The organism is Paenibacillus sp. CECT 9249 (assembly GCF_918697855.1).
GTDB lineage: Bacteria > Bacillota > Bacilli > Paenibacillales > Paenibacillaceae > MSJ-34.
Genome location: NZ_CAKKLI010000002.1, coordinates 316,642 through 333,753, shown reverse-complemented (window position 1 = coordinate 333,753; position 17,112 = coordinate 316,642). Strand labels below are relative to the sequence as shown.

Genomic DNA, 17,112 nt, shown 5'->3' with positions numbered 1-17,112 from the left:
AGTTAGCGGATTTTGAGGGCTCTATTTTTGTCGAAACTTCACAAAACCAAGGATTCTCACCCGATCGCGACATGTTAACGGTTCGAAAATCCGTTAATCCCAATATTCGACTGGAATTCAAAAAATAAGACCTCGGAAATCCGTTATATTTCCATGGTACCGCGATCCCAGCCAGAAGATTTAATGCAACGTTTGCGCGGATTGTAGTAGATCGTTCGTCCGTGCTCCTGCTTCCGTTAACCGCGAAATTGGCGAGACGACCGCCGGAACGGTTTCTTCCAGCGGTTTTTTTTGTTGACTATAAACCGGGAAAAATGAAGAAGCTATAGGAAAGGAAGGCAAGTTTGAGAAATGCTGCACGGGAGTTGAACGATATGGTATTAGCCGTTTCGATCGTCGTTATATCGCTTTTTGTCATTTGGGGGTTGATCGCTCCCGCACATTTGGCTTCGTCGGCGGACCGGGCCTTATCTTTTTTGACGGTAAATTTCGGGTGGTTTTATTTGATTACGGCATTGATCGTGCTCGTGTTTTGCTTCTATTTGGCGTTCAGCAAATACGGGAAAATTCTCCTTGGCACGGATGACGACGAACCGGAGTACTCCAACTTATCGTGGTTCTCCATGCTGTTTAGCGCGGGAATGGGGATCGGACTCGTATTTTGGGGCGTGTCGGAGCCGGTCAGCCACTATATGAATCCGCCGAGCGGAGAGGGCTTCACGGTGGAAGCGGCGCGGCAGGCGATGAGATATTCCTTTTTTCATTGGGGCCTGCATCCTTGGGGCATTTACTCGCTCGTTTCGCTGGGACTTGCATACTTCACGTTCCGTAAAGGGTATAAAGGATTGATCAGTTGGACTTTCTATCCTTTGATCGGCGATCGGGTGAACGGCGCATTAGGCAAAGGGATTGACATTCTGGCTATTATCGCGACCGCATTCGGGGTGGCCACTTCGCTCGGCTTGGGCGTCATGCAAATCAACGGAGGGTTATCCTTCCTGTTCGGCCTGCCGAACAATATTACGGTACAATTAATCGTCATCGCCGTGTTGACGGCGCTGTTCATCACTTCCTCGGTAACCGGACTCGATAAAGGCATCCGGATTTTAAGCAATACCAATTTGGCGATCGCCGTTTGCCTGATGCTCTTCATTCTGTTTCTGGGACCGACCTCGTTTATTTTCGACACCTTTACCAGTACGCTCGGCCTGTATTTGCAAAATATTATTCAAATGAGCTTGCGCCTCACTCCTTTTACGCAAAGCTCGTGGACGGCCAGTTGGACGCTGTTCTACTGGGCATGGTGGATCGCTTGGTCCCCTTTCGTCGGATCGTTCATCGCCCGCGTGTCCCGGGGACGCACGATCAAGGAGTTTATATTGGGGACGCTGCTCGTCCCGAGCGGCTTCGGCTTTGTATGGTTTGCCGTCTTCGGTTCGACGGCGCTTCGCTTTGAAATGTTCGACCGCTATCCGATTGCGGAAACGGTCAAGCAAGATATGACGGCCGCTCTATTCGCCACCCTCGAATATTTGCCTCTCGGCACGATCTTGGCCGTGTTGGCGTTGGTGCTGATTATCGTTTTTTTCGTCACTTCCGCCGATTCGGCCACTTTCGTCCTTGGCATGATGTCGTCGGACGGCAATCCGGACCCTTCGATTAAGATTCGGGTTTCTTGGGGGATTATTCAAGCCTTGATTGCGGTTGTGCTGCTGCTGAGCGGCGGGCTCGAGGCGTTGCAGACCGCTTCCATCGTAACGGCGCTGCCCTTTGCCGTCATACTGCTGCTCATGACCTTCTCGATTGTCAAAGCGTTGCGGGAGGAGGAGCGGGAACACCGGCGAGCGGAACGGGCCAAGCGCAAGAAGCTCAATCTGCTGCTGGAGAAATTGCAGAACGAAGGCGGCTAGCTGCCGTCTTCGCGATCGTTTGGAGATACGCGCCCCTTATCGCATACTGACGGACATAGATCCCTTATTTCCTGATAAAGCCCCCTTTTGGGCATATTGGAGGACAGAGAATCCGTTATATGTGACAAATCGCCTGATTCAGGCCTGTTTCAGGGAAATAGAGGAACATGTGTCCGGCAATCGCAGCAAATGGCAAAATAAAGGAACGTAAGTCCGCCAATCTCCGAAAATACGCCCATTTGGCCAAAATAGCGAATCGTGTGTCCGTCCACCACTACAAATCAGGTCATTTACCCAACGAAACCGGCGACCGCCCTAGCGTCCACGATAATCAATCGCCGAATGTACCCTCATTTCATCCAACCAACCAAGAAATCTATTAGTTTCCCCCTTGTCCTACAAATAGTAAAAGGTTTATGATTAATCTTACAATATATTCCACGCTAATTTTGCGCGGGGCTGATTCTTTCTTCGCCGATGTTCATGAGAGCGGGCATGATCGCGGAAGGAGCTGCGGCAGTTTCTATCGTCAATTGAACTCTGCCCCAAGGAGAACTTTTTCCAATATAGCAACAAATCGCTTTATTCTTCGTCAAATTATTTGTATCATGTACTAATATCAGGTGCTAAACTTAAGGTGGAATGGTTCCTCGACCTTAGTCCAGTGAAAAAAACCTCTTCAAGTCGGTTTTGAAATAAAGTAAAACGTCCTACAATACTAATATAAAGACGAACAAGATCTGACCATAGATTCGGTATATATATAATTGGTTGATTGGAAAGAAAGGAGAGCGGCATATGAATATGTCGTTGCGGGGACAGAAAAAGAAAATACTCGTATTGTCCGGTCCGCTCGGTCATGGGCATATACAGACGGCAAAGTCGATTTTGGAAGCATCGCAATATTTGCGCGGAGAAGTGGAAGTGCATGTGATGGACTATATGGAACTGACTTCGCCGCATCTCTATCAGGTGGGAGCATTTTGTTACATGCAGTGCATCAAGACTTTCCCCGGCGTTTACGGTTACTTCTATCACAAAACGAGAAGGCAAAACGTCATCTCCAAAGCGATCAAGGCAGTGAGCGGCATGAGCCTGCGGGCTTTGGAGGATGCGGTATGGGAAGTCAATCCTTCGATCATCGTCAGCACGTTTCCGCCGGCCGCGGCCGCGGTATCGAAGCTGAAAGCGAGCGGCAGCGTCGATTGTCCGACCGTTACGGTCATTACCGACCATACGGATCATAGTTATTGGCTGAACCCGTATACGGACCGCTATCTGGTCAGTTCCGCCAAGGTCGCGCAAGCGCTGATGGCGCAAGGCGTCGGGAAGAGCCGGATCGAAGTGACGGGAATTCCGGTTAGACCGATCTTTTACAAGAAATACGATAAAATCGAACTGCGGAAAAAACACGGGCTGGACGTATCCAAGCTGACGGTATTGGTGATGGGCGGCGGCTGGGGCATGATTCATCCTTCCTTCGTACGCTTCCTGCAGCAGGAACAATGGAAAGATCGGGTCCAATTCGTCATCGTGTGCGGGCAAAACGAGAAATTGAGAGAAAAGCTGGAACGGATTGCCGAACAGTCGGAAGTGACGACGATCGTTCACGGATATGTGGAGCAAATTCACGAATGGATGGCATGCGCGGATTTAATGATTACGAAGCCCGGCGGCATTTCCACGACGGAGGCGACGATTCAACAGCTGCCTTTGCTGCTCTATAAAGCGCTCCCCGGTCAAGAAGAAGATAATGTTCACTACTTGGTCGAATCCGGGGTGGCCATCTATGCGCCGTCGGAAGATGAATTGAAAGAGAAGTTTACTTACTTGCTGAGCCATCCGGAGGTGCTCTCCGGGATGAAGAAAAGGGCGGAGGCGACGGAATTTCAACATTCCCCGTACAGCGCTTTGTCTGCCATATTGAATGTTTCCAATCAGACGGCGTCGATGGAGACAACGCGGAAAAGCTGGAAATCATGGTATCGAAGCAAAGCGAGAGAGAGCGTATAAATCAATGAACCGTAATCGTACTCCGATTGAGAGTTGCGATTACGGTTCTTTTTCATCCCGATTATACGGATTCATTGCGAGCCATAATGTGGGCGGCGATCGTCTTGCCGTGCATTCGGCCCGATTCGATAAATATTTCGTTCGCATTGCGGCCCGATGTAATGACACCGGCGACATACAAGCCCGGTACGTTCGTTTCCATCGTGTCCGGATTGAACAGCGGCTTCTCGCGGTCGTCGGCCAATTCGACTCCGGTTTCGATCAGCATTTTCCGGTCGGGGCGGAAACCGGTCAGCGCGAGGACGAAATCGTTGGCGATTGCCGTTTCTTGCCCGTCTGCGGATGCGGCCCAAACCGTATCTTCCTCGATCCGCGTCACGGTCGATTCGAACAGCATGCGGATAAGCCCTTTCTGAATCATGCTCTCGAAGATCGGCCGCACCCACGGTTTGATGCTTGGCGACAATTCCGCGCCGCGGTAAACGACGGTCACTTCGGCTCCGACGCGCAGCAGTTCCAGTGCCGCGTCCACCGCCGAATTATTGCCCCCGATAATCGTTACCTTCGAGCCGGCGTACGGATGCGCCTCGCGGAAATAATGCGTCGTTTTGCTTAGATCTTCGCCGGGAATCCCGAGCATATTCGGATGATCGAAATAACCGGTAGCGATCACGACATATCGGGCTTTATAGCGAGATTCTTTTCCGCTGCGGTGTTTCGTTTCCAGGTCAAATCCTTCTTCCGACTTGCGGAGCGACACGACTTCCTCGTAGGTGCGAATACGAAGATTGTAATGCTCCGCCGCTCTGCGGTAATAGACGAGAGCTTCATGGCGATACGGCTTCTCGTTCGGGGTCGCGAACGGCAGCTCGCCGATTTCGAGCAGCTCCGGCGTACTGAAGAATTGCAAATGCGTCGGATAGGAATAAATCGAATGAACGATACAGTTTTTTTCAATAATGAGCGGAGACAGGCCGATACGCTGCAGTTCGATGGCTGCCGACAAGCCGCACGGTCCCGCGCCGATGATAATTGCTTGTTCCATGGAAATCCCCCCCAATGTCAACCGATTATGATTTTGCCCTCCGGATGGCGGTACAATTCCTTCTCTTTCTTCGGGCCTAGCGCATAGGCCAACGTAAGCGGCCCGAGCCGTCCGACGAACATGGCGACGCATAGCACGATTTTGGCGAATGCCGACAGTTCGGGCGTAAGCCCCATCGACAAGCCGACCGTTCCAACGGCCGAGGCCGTCTCGAACAGAATCATCAGGAAAGAACGGTCCTCCGTCATCGATAATAGCATCGCGACCGCCACCACCATGAAAAGCGCGAATAAAATAATGGTCAACGCTTTGATAATTAAATCTTTCGCGATGCGGTTCCGGAACAGAACGACATCATCCCTTCCGCGCAGCATGGAGACGACGCCGGCTACCAGCAGCGCAAACGTCGTAATTTTAATGCCGCCTCCGGTCGAACCGGGCGCAGCGCCGATAAACATAAGGATGATCATAAAAAATTGCGTGCCTTGATGCAGATCCCCGATATTGACCGTACTCGTTCCGGAGGAGCGGGTCGAAACCGACTGGAAGAAAGACGCCAATATTTTACCGGGCAAATCCATCGTCCCGATTGTCTTGGCGTTCGCATATTCGAATGCGAAGAAAACGAGCGTTCCGACGCAGATTAATATTCCCGTCATCGATAATACGACTTTGGATTGCAAAGACAATTTCTTCCTTCTGGGACATTCGTAAAGATCAGCCAATACGATAAACCCGAGTCCGCCCGAAACGACTAATGTCATTGCGATAATATGGAAATAAGGGTCTGCGGCATATTTTTGAAAGCTTGTGAACTCGCCGAACAGATCGAACCCCCCGTTGTTGAACAAGGAAACGGCGTGAAAGATGCCGTAATAAACCGCTTTGCCAGGCGGCATATCGAACGCCCACCGAATCGAGAACAATACCGCGGCAATCGACTCAATCGTTAGCGCGAATATAATGACTCTGCGGATGAGGCGGACGATCCCCTCCATGCTGGTCGCTCGCATCGATTCCTGCAAAATGAGCCGTTCCCGCAGCGATATCCTCTTCTTCAACACCAACGCGAACAAGGTGGCCATTGTCATGAAGCCGAGCCCGCCGATTTGCACCAGGATCATAATGACGATTTGTCCGAATATGGAAAATGTGCTCCAAGTATCGACAACGACGAGCCCTGTCACGCAAGTGGCCGACGTAGAAGTGAATAGAGCGTCTATAAAGCTGAGCGGCTGGTCTCCCCTGGTCGAGATCGGCAGCATAAGCAGGAAGGCTCCGATCGTAATAATAGCGGCAAAGCCGAGGACTAAAATTTGGGGCGGGGATAACCGCAGCTCTTTACGATTCGTTCTCAATGGAAAATACACCTCTTCGCGTCAAGAAAAAAAGCACTGGAAAACCCAATGCGCATTTGGTTCGAGCATGTATCAAATTATAAGCTTTATTGGCAAAGGACACAAATCCTCATTTCTCCTCTTTTCTCAAAGAATATACCAAATTTGCGGATTATGATCAACTTCGCGGCGACTGCGCCTTTTTTCTCCGTTAGGGTAGTTTTTCCAGCTTAATAGAGTATTGCGATCCGAACGGAAATGGATTATAATGTGATCAACGATAACGGTCATTGTCAACGACATAAGTCACTTGAATAATGATTTTTTATTCGCCATAATAGTGAATTATTTCACAACCAATAGGTATTGTTTCTTCCGGTACGTCGGACCGTTCTCACAGGCTTGGTATGCGGGTCGTTGGATGTCGGATATCGGAAGTCGAAAGGGAAACAACTATTTTCACTTATAAAGTGAAAAAAATCACAAACTAAGGAGTGTTTCAGATGAAAGTAGCGGTTATCGGTTGTACGCATGCAGGGACGGCGGCGATTCTCAATACGGCCAAACTTTATCCGGAGGCGGAAATTACCGTCTACGAGCGGAACGACAACATTTCGTTTTTATCGTGCGGGATCGCGTTGTACGTGGGCGGAGTGGTGAAGGACGCGCAAGGCTTATTCTATTCCTCGCCCGATCAACTGGCCGAGCTTGGCGTCAAGACTAAGATGCGCCACGAGGTCGTTTCCGTCGATACGGCGAGCAAGACGCTTCGCGCGCGGAATTTGCAGACCGGCGAAGAGTTCGGCGATACGTTCGACAAGCTGATCGTGACGACCGGATCGTGGCCTATCGTTCCGAATATGGAAGGCATCGATTTGGGCGGCATTATGCTATGCAAAAATTACAATCATTCCAACGCCATCGTTGAGAAAGCGCAAGACGCGCAGCGCATTATCGTAATCGGGGCCGGGTATATCGGAATCGAGCTGGTGGAGGCGTTCCAAACGAACGGCAAGGAAGTGACGCTCATCGATACATGCGACCGCGTGTTAGCCAAATATTTGGATGCGGAGTTTACCGATCGGGTGGAGGCAACGCTCGCGGAACGTTCGATTCGGCTCGCATTGGGCGAGACGGTTACGAAATTCGAGGGCACACGCGGCAAAGTAACCAAAGTAGTTACCGATAAAGGCGAATATGCGGCAGATTTGGTTATTCTATGCATCGGATTTCGCCCGAATACCGAATTGTTGCGCGGTCAAGTGGAATTGCTGGACAACGGCGCGATCGTCGTCGACGAATATATGCGCACCAGCAACCCCGACGTCTTCGCGGCCGGAGACAACTGCGCGGTTATGTACAATCCGACCGGGAATCATATGTACATTCCGCTTGCAACCAACGCGGTGCGGATGGGTACGCTTGCGGCTCATAATTTAATGAGGCCTGTCCTGCGCTATATGGGAACTCAGGGTACGTCGGGCATTAAAATTTACGAGCAAAACATCGCTTCGACAGGTTTGACCGAGCATGCGGCTATTGGCATTGGCATGAATGTGAAATCTGTCACAATAATGGATCACGATCGTCCGGAGTTTATGCCTACCTTCGAGCCTGTGACGCTGAAAGTCGTGTTCGAAGAGGAAACCCGGCGCATTGTGGGAGCGCAATTGATGTCGAAGGCGGATTTGACGCAATCGGTCAATACCCTTTCGGTTTGCATTCAAAACCGGATGACGATCGACGAGCTCGCTTTTGTCGATTTCTTCTTCCAACCGCATTTCAACAAGCCGTGGAACATTCTGAATACGGCGGGACTGCAAGCCATTTAAATAAGCCGCTGCCATAAAAAAACAAACGCCGCTTCCGCAGATTGGAATGCCGATCTAGCCGCAGCGGCGTTATTGTCATGCATTGTTACGATGACGACGAATATTCCAACCGCTGATTCAGCCATTGGATAATGTCGCCCGTCACCTCGTCGCGAATCGTTTCGTTCAGCAGTTCGTGCCGTGCGCCGGGATACAGCTTCGATTGAACTTCCGTCAATTGCAAATCCCGATACATCGCAAGCAACTGCATAATGCCTTTGCCGTGATGACCGACCGGATCGTCTTCGCCGGAAATGACGAAAATCGGCAAATCCCTGGGAATCCGGCTCATCCGATCCGGGAGATGAATTTCTTGCAAGAGCCTGAAAAAATCGTAATAAAAGCCGATCGTGCATACCATGCCGCATTCGGGGTCGGCGATATAACGGTCGACCTCCGCCTCGTCTCTGCTCAGCCAATCGAGCGGGGTTCGGCTCGGCTTGAATTTGCGGTTGAAGCTGCCGAAAGCCATTGAATCGATCCATCGGCTGCGATGCCGGTCGCCGCGGACCCGCGTCAGCAAGCCTGCGGCCCAAATGCCGAAGGAAAGCTCGATGCCCCGTTTCCCGTCGCTGCCGGATAGAATGATGCCGTCGATGCTGTCCGGATATGTATACATATATTTCTGTCCCAGAAAAGAGCCCATGCTATGAGTGAACAAGAAGAGAGGCAAACCCGGGTGCTCCCGGCGAATATGCTCGTTAAGCTGGGCCATATTTTTGACCATCCATTCGAATCCGTCCTTGCCGACGTAACCCAATTCGTCCGGATGGCCTGCCGTTTTGCCGTGTCCGCGATGGTCGTTGGCGTACACGATATATCCTTCTTGCGTCAAAGCCTGGGCAAAGCGCTTATAGCGGCAGGCTTTTTCCGTCATGCCATGCGCAATTTGCACGATGCCCTTCGGCGGCGTTCCGTTGTCGGGAAGCCAACGATACACGTGAATGTTAACCTGCTGCGGGTCTGTCATGATGAATTGTCCTTCTTGCATCGCATTCCCCTCCTTGCGCCATACCTGTTTTCTCCATTATATGACGAAGGCGAATCGATGGAAAGATGCGCGAAGCGACGCGGCTTCTATTGGGACAATACGTTTTTGATCTCGTCCAGCTTTTCTTTAGCATGCCGGTAGCCTGCCGTAATACATTGCTGCACTTTGCGGAAATCGAACGAACTGACCGGGCCGACCATCGGAAACAGCGTTAGATCGGCATACGAATGTTCTTGCTGCATTTGATATTGCAAATTCAAGTTGATCGCATAATTAAAGATCGATAAGGCGGAAGTTAGCGGGTTTTTCTGCTTGACGAACGGGGTAACCGGATCCACGGAGATGACCCGCTCGGCTCCCATTGCGCGCACGACTTGAACGGGACAGTTCATCGTAACGCCCCCGTCGACCAGTACGTAGTCTTTCCATCGCATCGGTTGAAAAAGAACGGGAATGGAAATGCTTGCGCGCACCGCTTCGGCGATGCTGATCTCCGATTCCGTCGTATATCCGTCAATCGGTTGTTTCGCGAAAATAATCGGCCGGCCGCTGCTCAGATCGGTTGCAATAATGCCGCAAGGAATTTTCATCTCGGACAAAAAAGAACTTTCCGTCAGTTCCGCCACTAAATCGAATAATCTTTTACCCTTCAGCCATCCGTCGAGATAAGGCCGGTACAGCACAAGCTTCAGAAAAATCGATCTCCAATCAATGTCCAAATAACGCCTGTTCAACCGCGGGACAACTGCGAGCAGCTTATCGGTCGCCATTCCGTACGCATATAAGGCGGCTACAATGGAGCCGGAACTCGTCCCCGCGACATGAGTTATCTTGATGTCCGCTTCTTCCAAAGCTTGAATGACTCCGAGCGCGGTTGTTCCGGGTACGCCTCCGCCTGCCAAAGCCAATCCGGTTCGCATGGAATCACCTCCGAGGATGGGTTCGTTTGCCGCAATCGGGCGTAATCGCCCGGATGATGTTATTTTTATAAACGGATTATGTTTTTATCCTCGTTGCGTTATGGTAATTCATGAGCGGTAACGGCAACTATAGCGGGATAGAAGACAGCATTTTGCCAAGCGGACCTTCTTCGTTTACGATCGGCTCAATGGAATACACCGAAATCGGAAAATACGGAAAACCGTATACATAAGGCAACAATTCATACAATTGAAAATAAATGACCAGCGATTTATCGGCGATATAGAAATCTTGATCGGGCCGAATGGAGGTGAAAGGTTCCAGCGTCGGCAATTTGCGTGCTTGAATCTGCACGGCCACGATGTCGGAGAGAATCTTGACGTAATCGGCTCCCGGTTTAAATAAATCCTGCAAGCGATAGAGCCGACCTGTATTCGTGTCGAAGGTCAGGGACCGATTAATCGTGTTTCCGTGAGCTCCTCCGGAATAGGCATAGTTATACAGGGATAAGCTTAGAACGCCTCGCTCATTCGTCTTGATTTCATACGTGCCGGTTATTTCGGTCAACGGATTTTGCGGATATCCTTGCTGCCGATTCAATTCATGCACCGTTCTCGCGATTTCCGCATTTATCTTTTGTTGCGCGGCCGGATTGCGCAAGCCGGAGACGGCCGGATACAGAACGTCCAGTTTTGGCCTTTTCAACCGGTATGTGACGATCGTCGCCGGCAATGTTTGATTTTCGTTCATCGGATCACCGCCCACTGGTTTTGTTGCTTTAGCCTATTCAAACGAATGTCGGTTGTTGCCTTGTACCGAAGTGGGGAATTTTTAGCGATTGACAGTTTTTCGCGTTGTATACTATGATAAAGAAAGTGTAAATGGATATCGTTGTTGTACATCAAACTCCATTCCCGTTAACGGGAAGGAGTGGCGGAACTTTACAAAGCCGAATTAACGTATTGCTTTGGTTTCATTCGCCCCTTGTCTTCGGACAAGGGGTTTTTCATATGTTAGGGGGTCTTTAGAGATGAAAATGTTGAAGTACTCATTGCTTGTTTTCTTGGGCGCCTGCAGTTACGGAACGCTCTCGACGATAATGAAGGTAGGATTCGCCGACGGATTTACCGTGAACGAATTGCTTGGAGGCCAATTTTTCTTCGGCTTATTGATGCTGTTGATTCTCGTTCTGCTGTTTTCCCGGCGCAAAGTGAAGGCGCGCCAAGCGTTGCTGTTAATGGCGACAGGGTTAAGCCTCAGCACGACATCGGTATTTTACGGCGTGGCGGTGGAAGAGCTTCCGGCATCGATCGCGGTCGTGTTGCTGTTTCAATTTACGTGGATCGGCATCATCCTGGAGGCGATCGCCGATCGCAAGTTCCCGGGGATGACGAAACTGCTGTCCGTTGCCGTGCTGCTGGCGGGTACCGTATTCGCCAGCGGAATTCTCGAACCGGGCGGCGGAACGTTAACCGCCAAGGGTACCGTATTCGGCTTGCTGGCCGCCGTTTCCTTCGCCTTTTATATTTTTGCAAGCGGCAGAGTCGGCACGGATGTGCCTGTTTTGTCCAAAAGCCTGTTCATGGTGTCAGGAGCGATCGTCATGATTATAATCGTATTCTCGCCATCGTTCCTAACGAACGGCGCGATCGCGAACGGCTTATGGAAATACGCCATTCCGCTCGCACTGCTGGGCATTATTATCCCGGTCATCTTCTTCGCGATCGGTGTGCCCAAAGTCGGCTCAGGCCTAGGCACGATTCTCGGCGCGGCAGAGCTTCCGGCGGCAGCCGTTGCCGCTTCGCTCGTATTGAGAGAGGAAGTTACCGCCCTGCGCTGGATCGGAATCGCGATCATTATCGTGGGCATCGCACTGCCGCAATATTATGCTTTACGCAAGCCGAAGCGGCCGAAACCGTCCGCTCCGCAGATGACTCAGGCGGGATGATGAGCCAAAAAATAACGGATTTCGAAGGTTTTTTCGATCCGTTATTTTTTCGCCCTTTGTGGAAATCCCCCTTACTCAGAAACGGCTTGCTCTGTGGCAATCCCCTTCACTCAGAGCGATTTACCTTTTGTCAAAATCCCTATCGCTCAGAACGATTTACCTTCTGTCAAAATCCCCCTCGCTCAGAACGGAAGGCTGCCTTTTGTTATGAAGATGATAAAGAAACAATCGTCATCTAGGTCGACGTGCCCGGGACAAGCGGAGGGGAGGATTTGACCGCTCAGACATGTTTGCGAACCGGCTCTCTGAACGAAGGGGATATCGACAAAAGGAAAAAAATCAATCATACGAAAGGGCCAGGTCGTTGAATCTCCCATGGTAACGATAGGAACAAGAGTTACGGCCCAGCACCATCATTCAACCGTTCCACTCCCAACTTCGCGGACACAGGAGACGCTAATTGTGACAAACAGCCCTATTTGGGACAGTTTGCTGACATGCAATCCTTTATTTGCAGCAAAAGCGTAAAAATAAGCCCTCCGGCGAAGGAATAACGGAGCCAATGTCCGCCTAAACAGCGAATATGCAATTTTGACGCCAAATAAGGGCCGTACGGTTCGCATAGCAATGTCTCGATGAAACGCTAGCGCCTCAAAATGAGTTAACACCGCAAGAGGCATCGTTTTTTAGCGAAACCCGCCATTGTTCTACCTGCTGCCTATACCCGTAAAGAGCAAGTGCAACAAAACCCAGCTACAGCTTGACGATCGTCCGGCCCCGGACCTTCCCTTGCAAGATATCGTTCAGTATAGCCGGCAATTCGTCCAACGACGTTTCCCGGCCGATATCGGACAGCAGATGATCCGGCTTCAACTCGCCAGCCATGCGCTCCCATAGGTTCAACCGCTTCTCCATCGGACAATAGACGGAGTCGATGCCGAGCAAATTCACGCCGCGCAGAATAAACGGAAAGACGGTTGCGTTCCATTCGGTTCCGCCCGTTAGCCCGCTAACGGCGACCGACCCGCCGTACTTAACCGTACTGAGTATATAAGCAAGGCCTCGTCCCCCGACCGGATCGACCGCCCCGGCCCATCGCTGCGCGTCCAACGCGCGGATCTTCTCGGGGACAAGATCGCTGCGGTCTATAATTTCTTGCGCGCCCAGCTTGCGCAAATATTGATGTTCGGACGCCTTGCCCGTGCTGGCGGCGACCTCGTAACCCGATTTGGCGAGCATCGCCACCGCCATGCTCCCGACGCCTCCCGTCGCGCCGGTAACTAATACCGGACCTCCGTCGGGCGTCAGGCCGTTCTCCTCCAGCCGCTGAATGGACAGCGCCGCGGTAAAGCCGGCCGTTCCGTACGCCATCGCTTCTTTCATGCTTAGCCCTTGCGGAAGGGGCACGATCCAATCCGCGGGAACCCGCGCCACTTCGCTGAAACCTCCGTCATGCGACACGCCAAGGCCGTACCCGGTTGCGAGCACTTCGTCCCCGGCAGCATAGCGCGGATCGCTCGAATGCAACACGGTTCCGGCCAGATCGATGCCGGGTACGAGCGGATAATGCTTGGCGACATTGCCTCGCGGGCTGGCGGCGAGCCCGTCTTTGTAGTTGACGCTCGAATAGGCAACCCGTATCGTTACTTCGCCTTGCGGCAAATCATTCACCGACCGCTCCGCGACTGCCGCATGTAAGCCGTCCTCCGCTTGATGCACGACGAACGCGCGAAATTGATTCATCATTTATCATCCTTTCCAAGTGGGATAGGGCGGGATCAACCCGCCGACCGATTCGTTTGCAACTTAATGCTATTATAGACCGAATCTTGCCGTTTCCCAAATGATTTCATTCACAGTGAAAAGCTAACGGAACCAGCGGCCCTTATTTCATGGAAATGGGCGGCTTGCAAAATGTAACGGAACTCATGGACCTTATTTTGCGCCACGGACCTCTTTTTCGCCCGATTTTAGTGGAATAAGCGCACTGGCTTCCGTTAGAAATGAAAATGCGTTAAAAAACATAAAATAACGTCCGCAGCATCCGTTACAATTCGGAAGGCCGCATGTGGCCGACCGACCGTCGACATGCAGCCAAACACCGCGCGCCGGGAGCTGCGCGCGGTGCGAAGGTCCCCCGAAAGGCAAGAACGCCGCAACACTCCTAAAGCATACGAATTGCTCTTGACACATCCTATATATTGATATATAGTCGTCATACACAACAATATATTGTGGGGATAGGTGCCTTGAAGCGCGATTTCAAGGCTTAAAAGGGAAGTTCGGTGCAATGCCGACGCGGTCCCGCCACTGTAACAGAGGAGTCATTGCCAGGAAGCCACTGGATTCGTCCGGGAAGGCAGCAATGACGATGAGACTGGAGCCAGGAGACCTGCCTGTTCTGACAGCACTGTTTTGTACCTACGGGAGATAGGGAGGTGTTAACGACGTCAGTTGCGCAAACTGGGGTGTTTTTGCCTATGTTCATTTCCATTGGTAAAAACACCCTTTTTTATTTGGGATTGGAAAACAAGGAGACGGAGGAAAGATGAACATGACGGAATCGGTAAAAAACGTAAGAAACAGCAATCTCGGCTATCCGCGAATCGGGGCGAACAGGGAATGGAAAAAGGCGCTGGAGCGGTTTTGGTCGAATCAAATCGACGAAGATCAACTGACGCAAGAATTAAAGACGATCCGGCTCGCGCATTTGGCCAAACAGAAAGAGAAGGGGATCGAACTGATTCCGGTCGGAGACTTTACACTTTACGACCACATGCTCGATACGGCCGCGATGTTCGGACTCGTTCCCGAACGGTTTGAATACGAAGGGGGAGAAGTGTCGTTTGCGACTTATTTCGCCATGGCTAGAGGCAGCAAACAGGCGCCAGCTTGCGAAATGACCAAATGGTTCAATACGAACTACCATTACATTGTGCCTGAAATCGGCGAAGACGATCCGGTCTTGACGGTGAACCGCCCGCTTCAGGCTTATCTGGAGGCGAAGCGTGAGCTGCAAATCGAAGGGAAGCCGGTCTTGATCGGTCCCTATACGTTTGTGAAGCTTTCCAAAGGGTATGCGGCATCCGACTTCGAAAGCGTTCTGAACCGGTTCATCCCCGTATATGCCGTGTTGCTGCAGCAATTGGAGCAGGCGGGAGCGCAATGGGTGCAGATCGACGAGCCTTCTTTGGCGACTTCGGTATCCCGCGCGGAGATGAAGCTTGTTGCCGGCCTGTACGAACGGCTTGCGCAAGCAGCGCCAGGCTTGAACGTCATGCTGCAGACGTATTTCGACGCGGTTGACTTGTACAGCGAGTTGATCCGTTTGCCGGTTTGCGGCATCGGGCTCGATTTCGTGCATGGCGGGGAGGAGAATCTGAAGTCCTTGCAAGAATTCGGCTTCCCTGCGGATAAAGTGCTCGGCGCCGGAGTAATCAACGGCAGAAATATATGGCGATCGGATCTGCAAGACAAATTGGCGTTGCTGCAGACGATTGCCGCCATCGTTCCTTATGGCAGGCTCATTGTCCAACCTTCTTGCAGCTTGCTGCACGTTCCGGTCAGCGTTCGGCAGGAGGAGCGGTTGGATGAGACGTTGCGGGATGCGTTGGCTTTTGCGGACGAGAAGCTGGACGAATTGTCCGTGTTGAAGCAAGCCGTCAACGAAGGCGCCGAAAGCGTAACGGCCGCGTTGCAGAGCAGCCGGGCTGCGCTCGATCGCTTGGCTCAATCGCCTTGGCGCAAGGAGCGCCAAGACCTCACCGCTCGGCTCGCCGAGCAGCCAAGCAGCCGGCACTTGCCGTTCCACGAGCGCGAAGCGATTCAACGGGACAAATGGCAGCTTCCGCCATTGCCGACGACGACGATCGGAAGTTTCCCGCAGACGAAGGAAATTCGCCGGGCGCGGCAATTGTGGAGAAAGGGAGAATGGTCCGCCGAGCAATACGATCTTTTCATGAAAGAGCAAATTCGGGAGTGGATTCGCCTGCAGGAGGAGATCGGCCTGGACGTTCTCGTGCATGGGGAATTCGAGCGGACGGATATGGTCGAATTTTTCGGGGAGAAGCTTGCGGGATTCGCTTTTACGCAGAACGGATGGGTCCAATCTTACGGTTCCCGCTGCGTCAAGCCGCCTATTATATTCGGGGATGTGCGCTTCGTACGGCCGATGACGGTAGGCGAAACGCTGTTCGCCCAATCCTTGACGAACAAGCCGGTGAAAGGGATGCTGACCGGACCTGTGACGATATTGCAATGGTCTTTCGTCCGCGACGATATATCGAACCGCGAGGTCGCTTATCAGATCGCGCTCGCCTTGGGCAAGGAAATCAAGGCGCTCGAACAGGCGGGCATCGAGATGATCCAGGTGGACGAACCGGCGCTGCGCGAAGGATTGCCGCTTAAGAAAGAGCATTGGGACGAATACTTGACCTGGGCGGTGGAGTCGTTCCGGCTCGCAACCTCTAATGTGAAGGATACGACGCAAATTCATACGCATATGTGCTACTGCGAGTTCCACGACATTATCGACGCGATCAAAGCGCTCGACGCCGATGTCATCTCTATTGAAACGTCCCGCAGCCACGGCGAATTGGTCGCTTCCTTCGAGACGAATGTCTATGACAAAGGAATCGGTCTCGGGGTATACGACATCCATAGTCCGCGGGTTCCGGCGAAGGAAGAGATGGTGAGGATGATCGAGCGGGCGCTTCGGGTTCTTCCTGCCGGCCTGTTCTGGATTAACCCCGATTGCGGATTGAAGACGAGAGGGATCGAGGAAACGGTCGCTTCGTTGAAAGTGATGGTCGAAGCTACGGCCGAGATCAGATCCAGGCTGGAACAATACGCTTAACATTCCATATAAGAGAATGTCGGGGAGGGGCAACCAATGAGACCGGAAATCGTTCATTTTTTGCAACATGTTCATGACGAGAAATCGATGGCGTTTGTGCTGGGCAATATGAAGCGGGACGGATTGATGACCTTATTCGACTATTTAGCTTTAACGGAAGAAGAAACCGAAGCAAGATGGCATCATGCATACGACCGATTGTTGAACGGAAAATAAAGCTG

General features: G+C 51.8%; 12 protein-coding genes and 1 riboswitch. Of the genes, 6 read left to right on the top strand and 6 right to left on the bottom strand.

The annotated features are described in order from the left end of the window. Positions 1-374: 374 nt before the first annotated feature. Together LQ229_RS03375 and LQ229_RS03370 are read left to right on the top strand one after the other, a co-directional pair. On the top strand, positions 375-1,910 hold the full coding sequence (locus tag LQ229_RS03375) for a BCCT family transporter (protein WP_230190986.1): 1,536 nt from the start codon (positions 375-377) through the stop codon (positions 1,908-1,910). Positions 1,911-2,708: 798 nt separating this feature from the next. Next, positions 2,709-3,923 carry a glycosyltransferase gene (locus LQ229_RS03370; protein WP_230190962.1) on the top strand — a complete coding sequence of 405 codons (1,215 nt, stop codon included), beginning with the start codon at positions 2,709-2,711 and terminating at the stop codon, positions 3,921-3,923. Positions 3,924-3,984: 61 nt separating this feature from the next. Here the strand turns inward: LQ229_RS03370 and LQ229_RS03365 are convergent, their stop codons facing one another. Together LQ229_RS03365 and LQ229_RS03360 are read right to left on the bottom strand one after the other, a co-directional pair. Continuing rightward, complete coding sequence (locus LQ229_RS03365) at positions 3,985-4,968, bottom strand: YpdA family putative bacillithiol disulfide reductase (protein ID WP_216537745.1); 984 nt, start codon at positions 4,966-4,968, stop codon at positions 3,985-3,987. Positions 4,969-4,985: 17 nt separating this feature from the next. Next, positions 4,986-6,326, bottom strand: coding sequence for a TrkH family potassium uptake protein (locus LQ229_RS03360; RefSeq protein ID WP_230190961.1), 1,341 nt, complete (start codon positions 6,324-6,326; stop codon positions 4,986-4,988). Positions 6,327-6,808: 482 nt separating this feature from the next. On the opposite strand from LQ229_RS03360, the gene LQ229_RS03355 reads away from it, so the two are divergent. After that, entirely contained in the window at positions 6,809-8,137 is a 1,329-nt protein-coding gene (locus tag LQ229_RS03355; RefSeq protein WP_230190960.1) for an FAD-dependent oxidoreductase, read from the top strand. 85 nt (positions 8,138-8,222) lie between these two features. Here LQ229_RS03355 and LQ229_RS03350 read toward each other — a convergent pair whose 3' ends face one another. From LQ229_RS03350 to LQ229_RS03340, 3 genes are all read right to left on the bottom strand, one after another. Continuing rightward, entirely contained in the window at positions 8,223-9,167 is a 945-nt protein-coding gene (locus LQ229_RS03350; RefSeq protein ID WP_230190959.1) for an alpha/beta hydrolase, read from the bottom strand. An 86-nt stretch (positions 9,168-9,253) separates the two neighbouring features. Then, the gene (locus LQ229_RS03345) at positions 9,254-10,087 is read right to left on the bottom strand and encodes a patatin-like phospholipase family protein (RefSeq protein ID WP_230190958.1); all 834 of its coding nucleotides are present in this window, start codon (positions 10,085-10,087) and stop codon (positions 9,254-9,256) included. Positions 10,088-10,214: 127 nt separating this feature from the next. Then, the gene (locus LQ229_RS03340) at positions 10,215-10,838 is read right to left on the bottom strand and encodes a DUF3298 and DUF4163 domain-containing protein (RefSeq protein ID WP_230190957.1); all 624 of its coding nucleotides are present in this window, start codon (positions 10,836-10,838) and stop codon (positions 10,215-10,217) included. Between the two features lie 280 nt (positions 10,839-11,118). Between LQ229_RS03340 and LQ229_RS03335 the strand changes: the two genes are divergently transcribed. Further along, positions 11,119-12,036 carry a DMT family transporter gene (locus tag LQ229_RS03335; protein ID WP_230190956.1) on the top strand — a complete coding sequence of 306 codons (918 nt, stop codon included), beginning with the start codon at positions 11,119-11,121 and terminating at the stop codon, positions 12,034-12,036. Between the two features lie 753 nt (positions 12,037-12,789). On the opposite strand, the gene LQ229_RS03330 is transcribed toward LQ229_RS03335, so the two are convergent. Further along, complete coding sequence (locus LQ229_RS03330) at positions 12,790-13,779, bottom strand: acryloyl-CoA reductase (protein WP_230190955.1); 990 nt, start codon at positions 13,777-13,779, stop codon at positions 12,790-12,792. Between the two features lie 482 nt (positions 13,780-14,261). Then, positions 14,262-14,451: riboswitch (cobalamin riboswitch) on the top strand. 133 nt (positions 14,452-14,584) lie between these two features. Here LQ229_RS03330 and metE point away from each other — a divergent pair. Both metE and LQ229_RS03320 read left to right on the top strand, forming a co-directional pair. Next, complete coding sequence (metE, locus tag LQ229_RS03325) at positions 14,585-16,891, top strand: 5-methyltetrahydropteroyltriglutamate--homocysteine S-methyltransferase (RefSeq protein WP_290370011.1); 2,307 nt, start codon at positions 14,585-14,587, stop codon at positions 16,889-16,891. 36 nt (positions 16,892-16,927) lie between these two features. Beyond that, entirely contained in the window at positions 16,928-17,107 is a 180-nt protein-coding gene (locus tag LQ229_RS03320; protein ID WP_216537737.1) for a hypothetical protein, read from the top strand. Positions 17,108-17,112: the final 5 nt, after the last annotated feature.

Coding starts and splice junctions, on each gene's coding strand:
- LQ229_RS03355 (WP_230190960.1), top strand. CDS start 6,809: ATGAAAGTAGCGGTTATCGGTTGTACGCATGCAGGGACGGCGGCGATT.
- LQ229_RS03330 (WP_230190955.1), bottom strand. CDS start 13,779: ATGAATCAATTTCGCGCGTTCGTCGTGCATCAAGCGGAGGACGGCTTA.
- LQ229_RS03350 (WP_230190959.1), bottom strand. CDS start 9,167: ATGCAAGAAGGACAATTCATCATGACAGACCCGCAGCAGGTTAACATT.
- metE (WP_290370011.1), top strand. CDS start 14,585: ATGAACATGACGGAATCGGTAAAAAACGTAAGAAACAGCAATCTCGGC.
- LQ229_RS03365 (WP_216537745.1), bottom strand. CDS start 4,968: ATGGAACAAGCAATTATCATCGGCGCGGGACCGTGCGGCTTGTCGGCA.
- LQ229_RS03375 (WP_230190986.1), top strand. CDS start 375: ATGGTATTAGCCGTTTCGATCGTCGTTATATCGCTTTTTGTCATTTGG.
- LQ229_RS03340 (WP_230190957.1), bottom strand. CDS start 10,838: ATGAACGAAAATCAAACATTGCCGGCGACGATCGTCACATACCGGTTG.
- LQ229_RS03320 (WP_216537737.1), top strand. CDS start 16,928: ATGAGACCGGAAATCGTTCATTTTTTGCAACATGTTCATGACGAGAAA.
- LQ229_RS03370 (WP_230190962.1), top strand. CDS start 2,709: ATGAATATGTCGTTGCGGGGACAGAAAAAGAAAATACTCGTATTGTCC.
- LQ229_RS03335 (WP_230190956.1), top strand. CDS start 11,119: ATGAAAATGTTGAAGTACTCATTGCTTGTTTTCTTGGGCGCCTGCAGT.
- LQ229_RS03345 (WP_230190958.1), bottom strand. CDS start 10,087: ATGCGAACCGGATTGGCTTTGGCAGGCGGAGGCGTACCCGGAACAACC.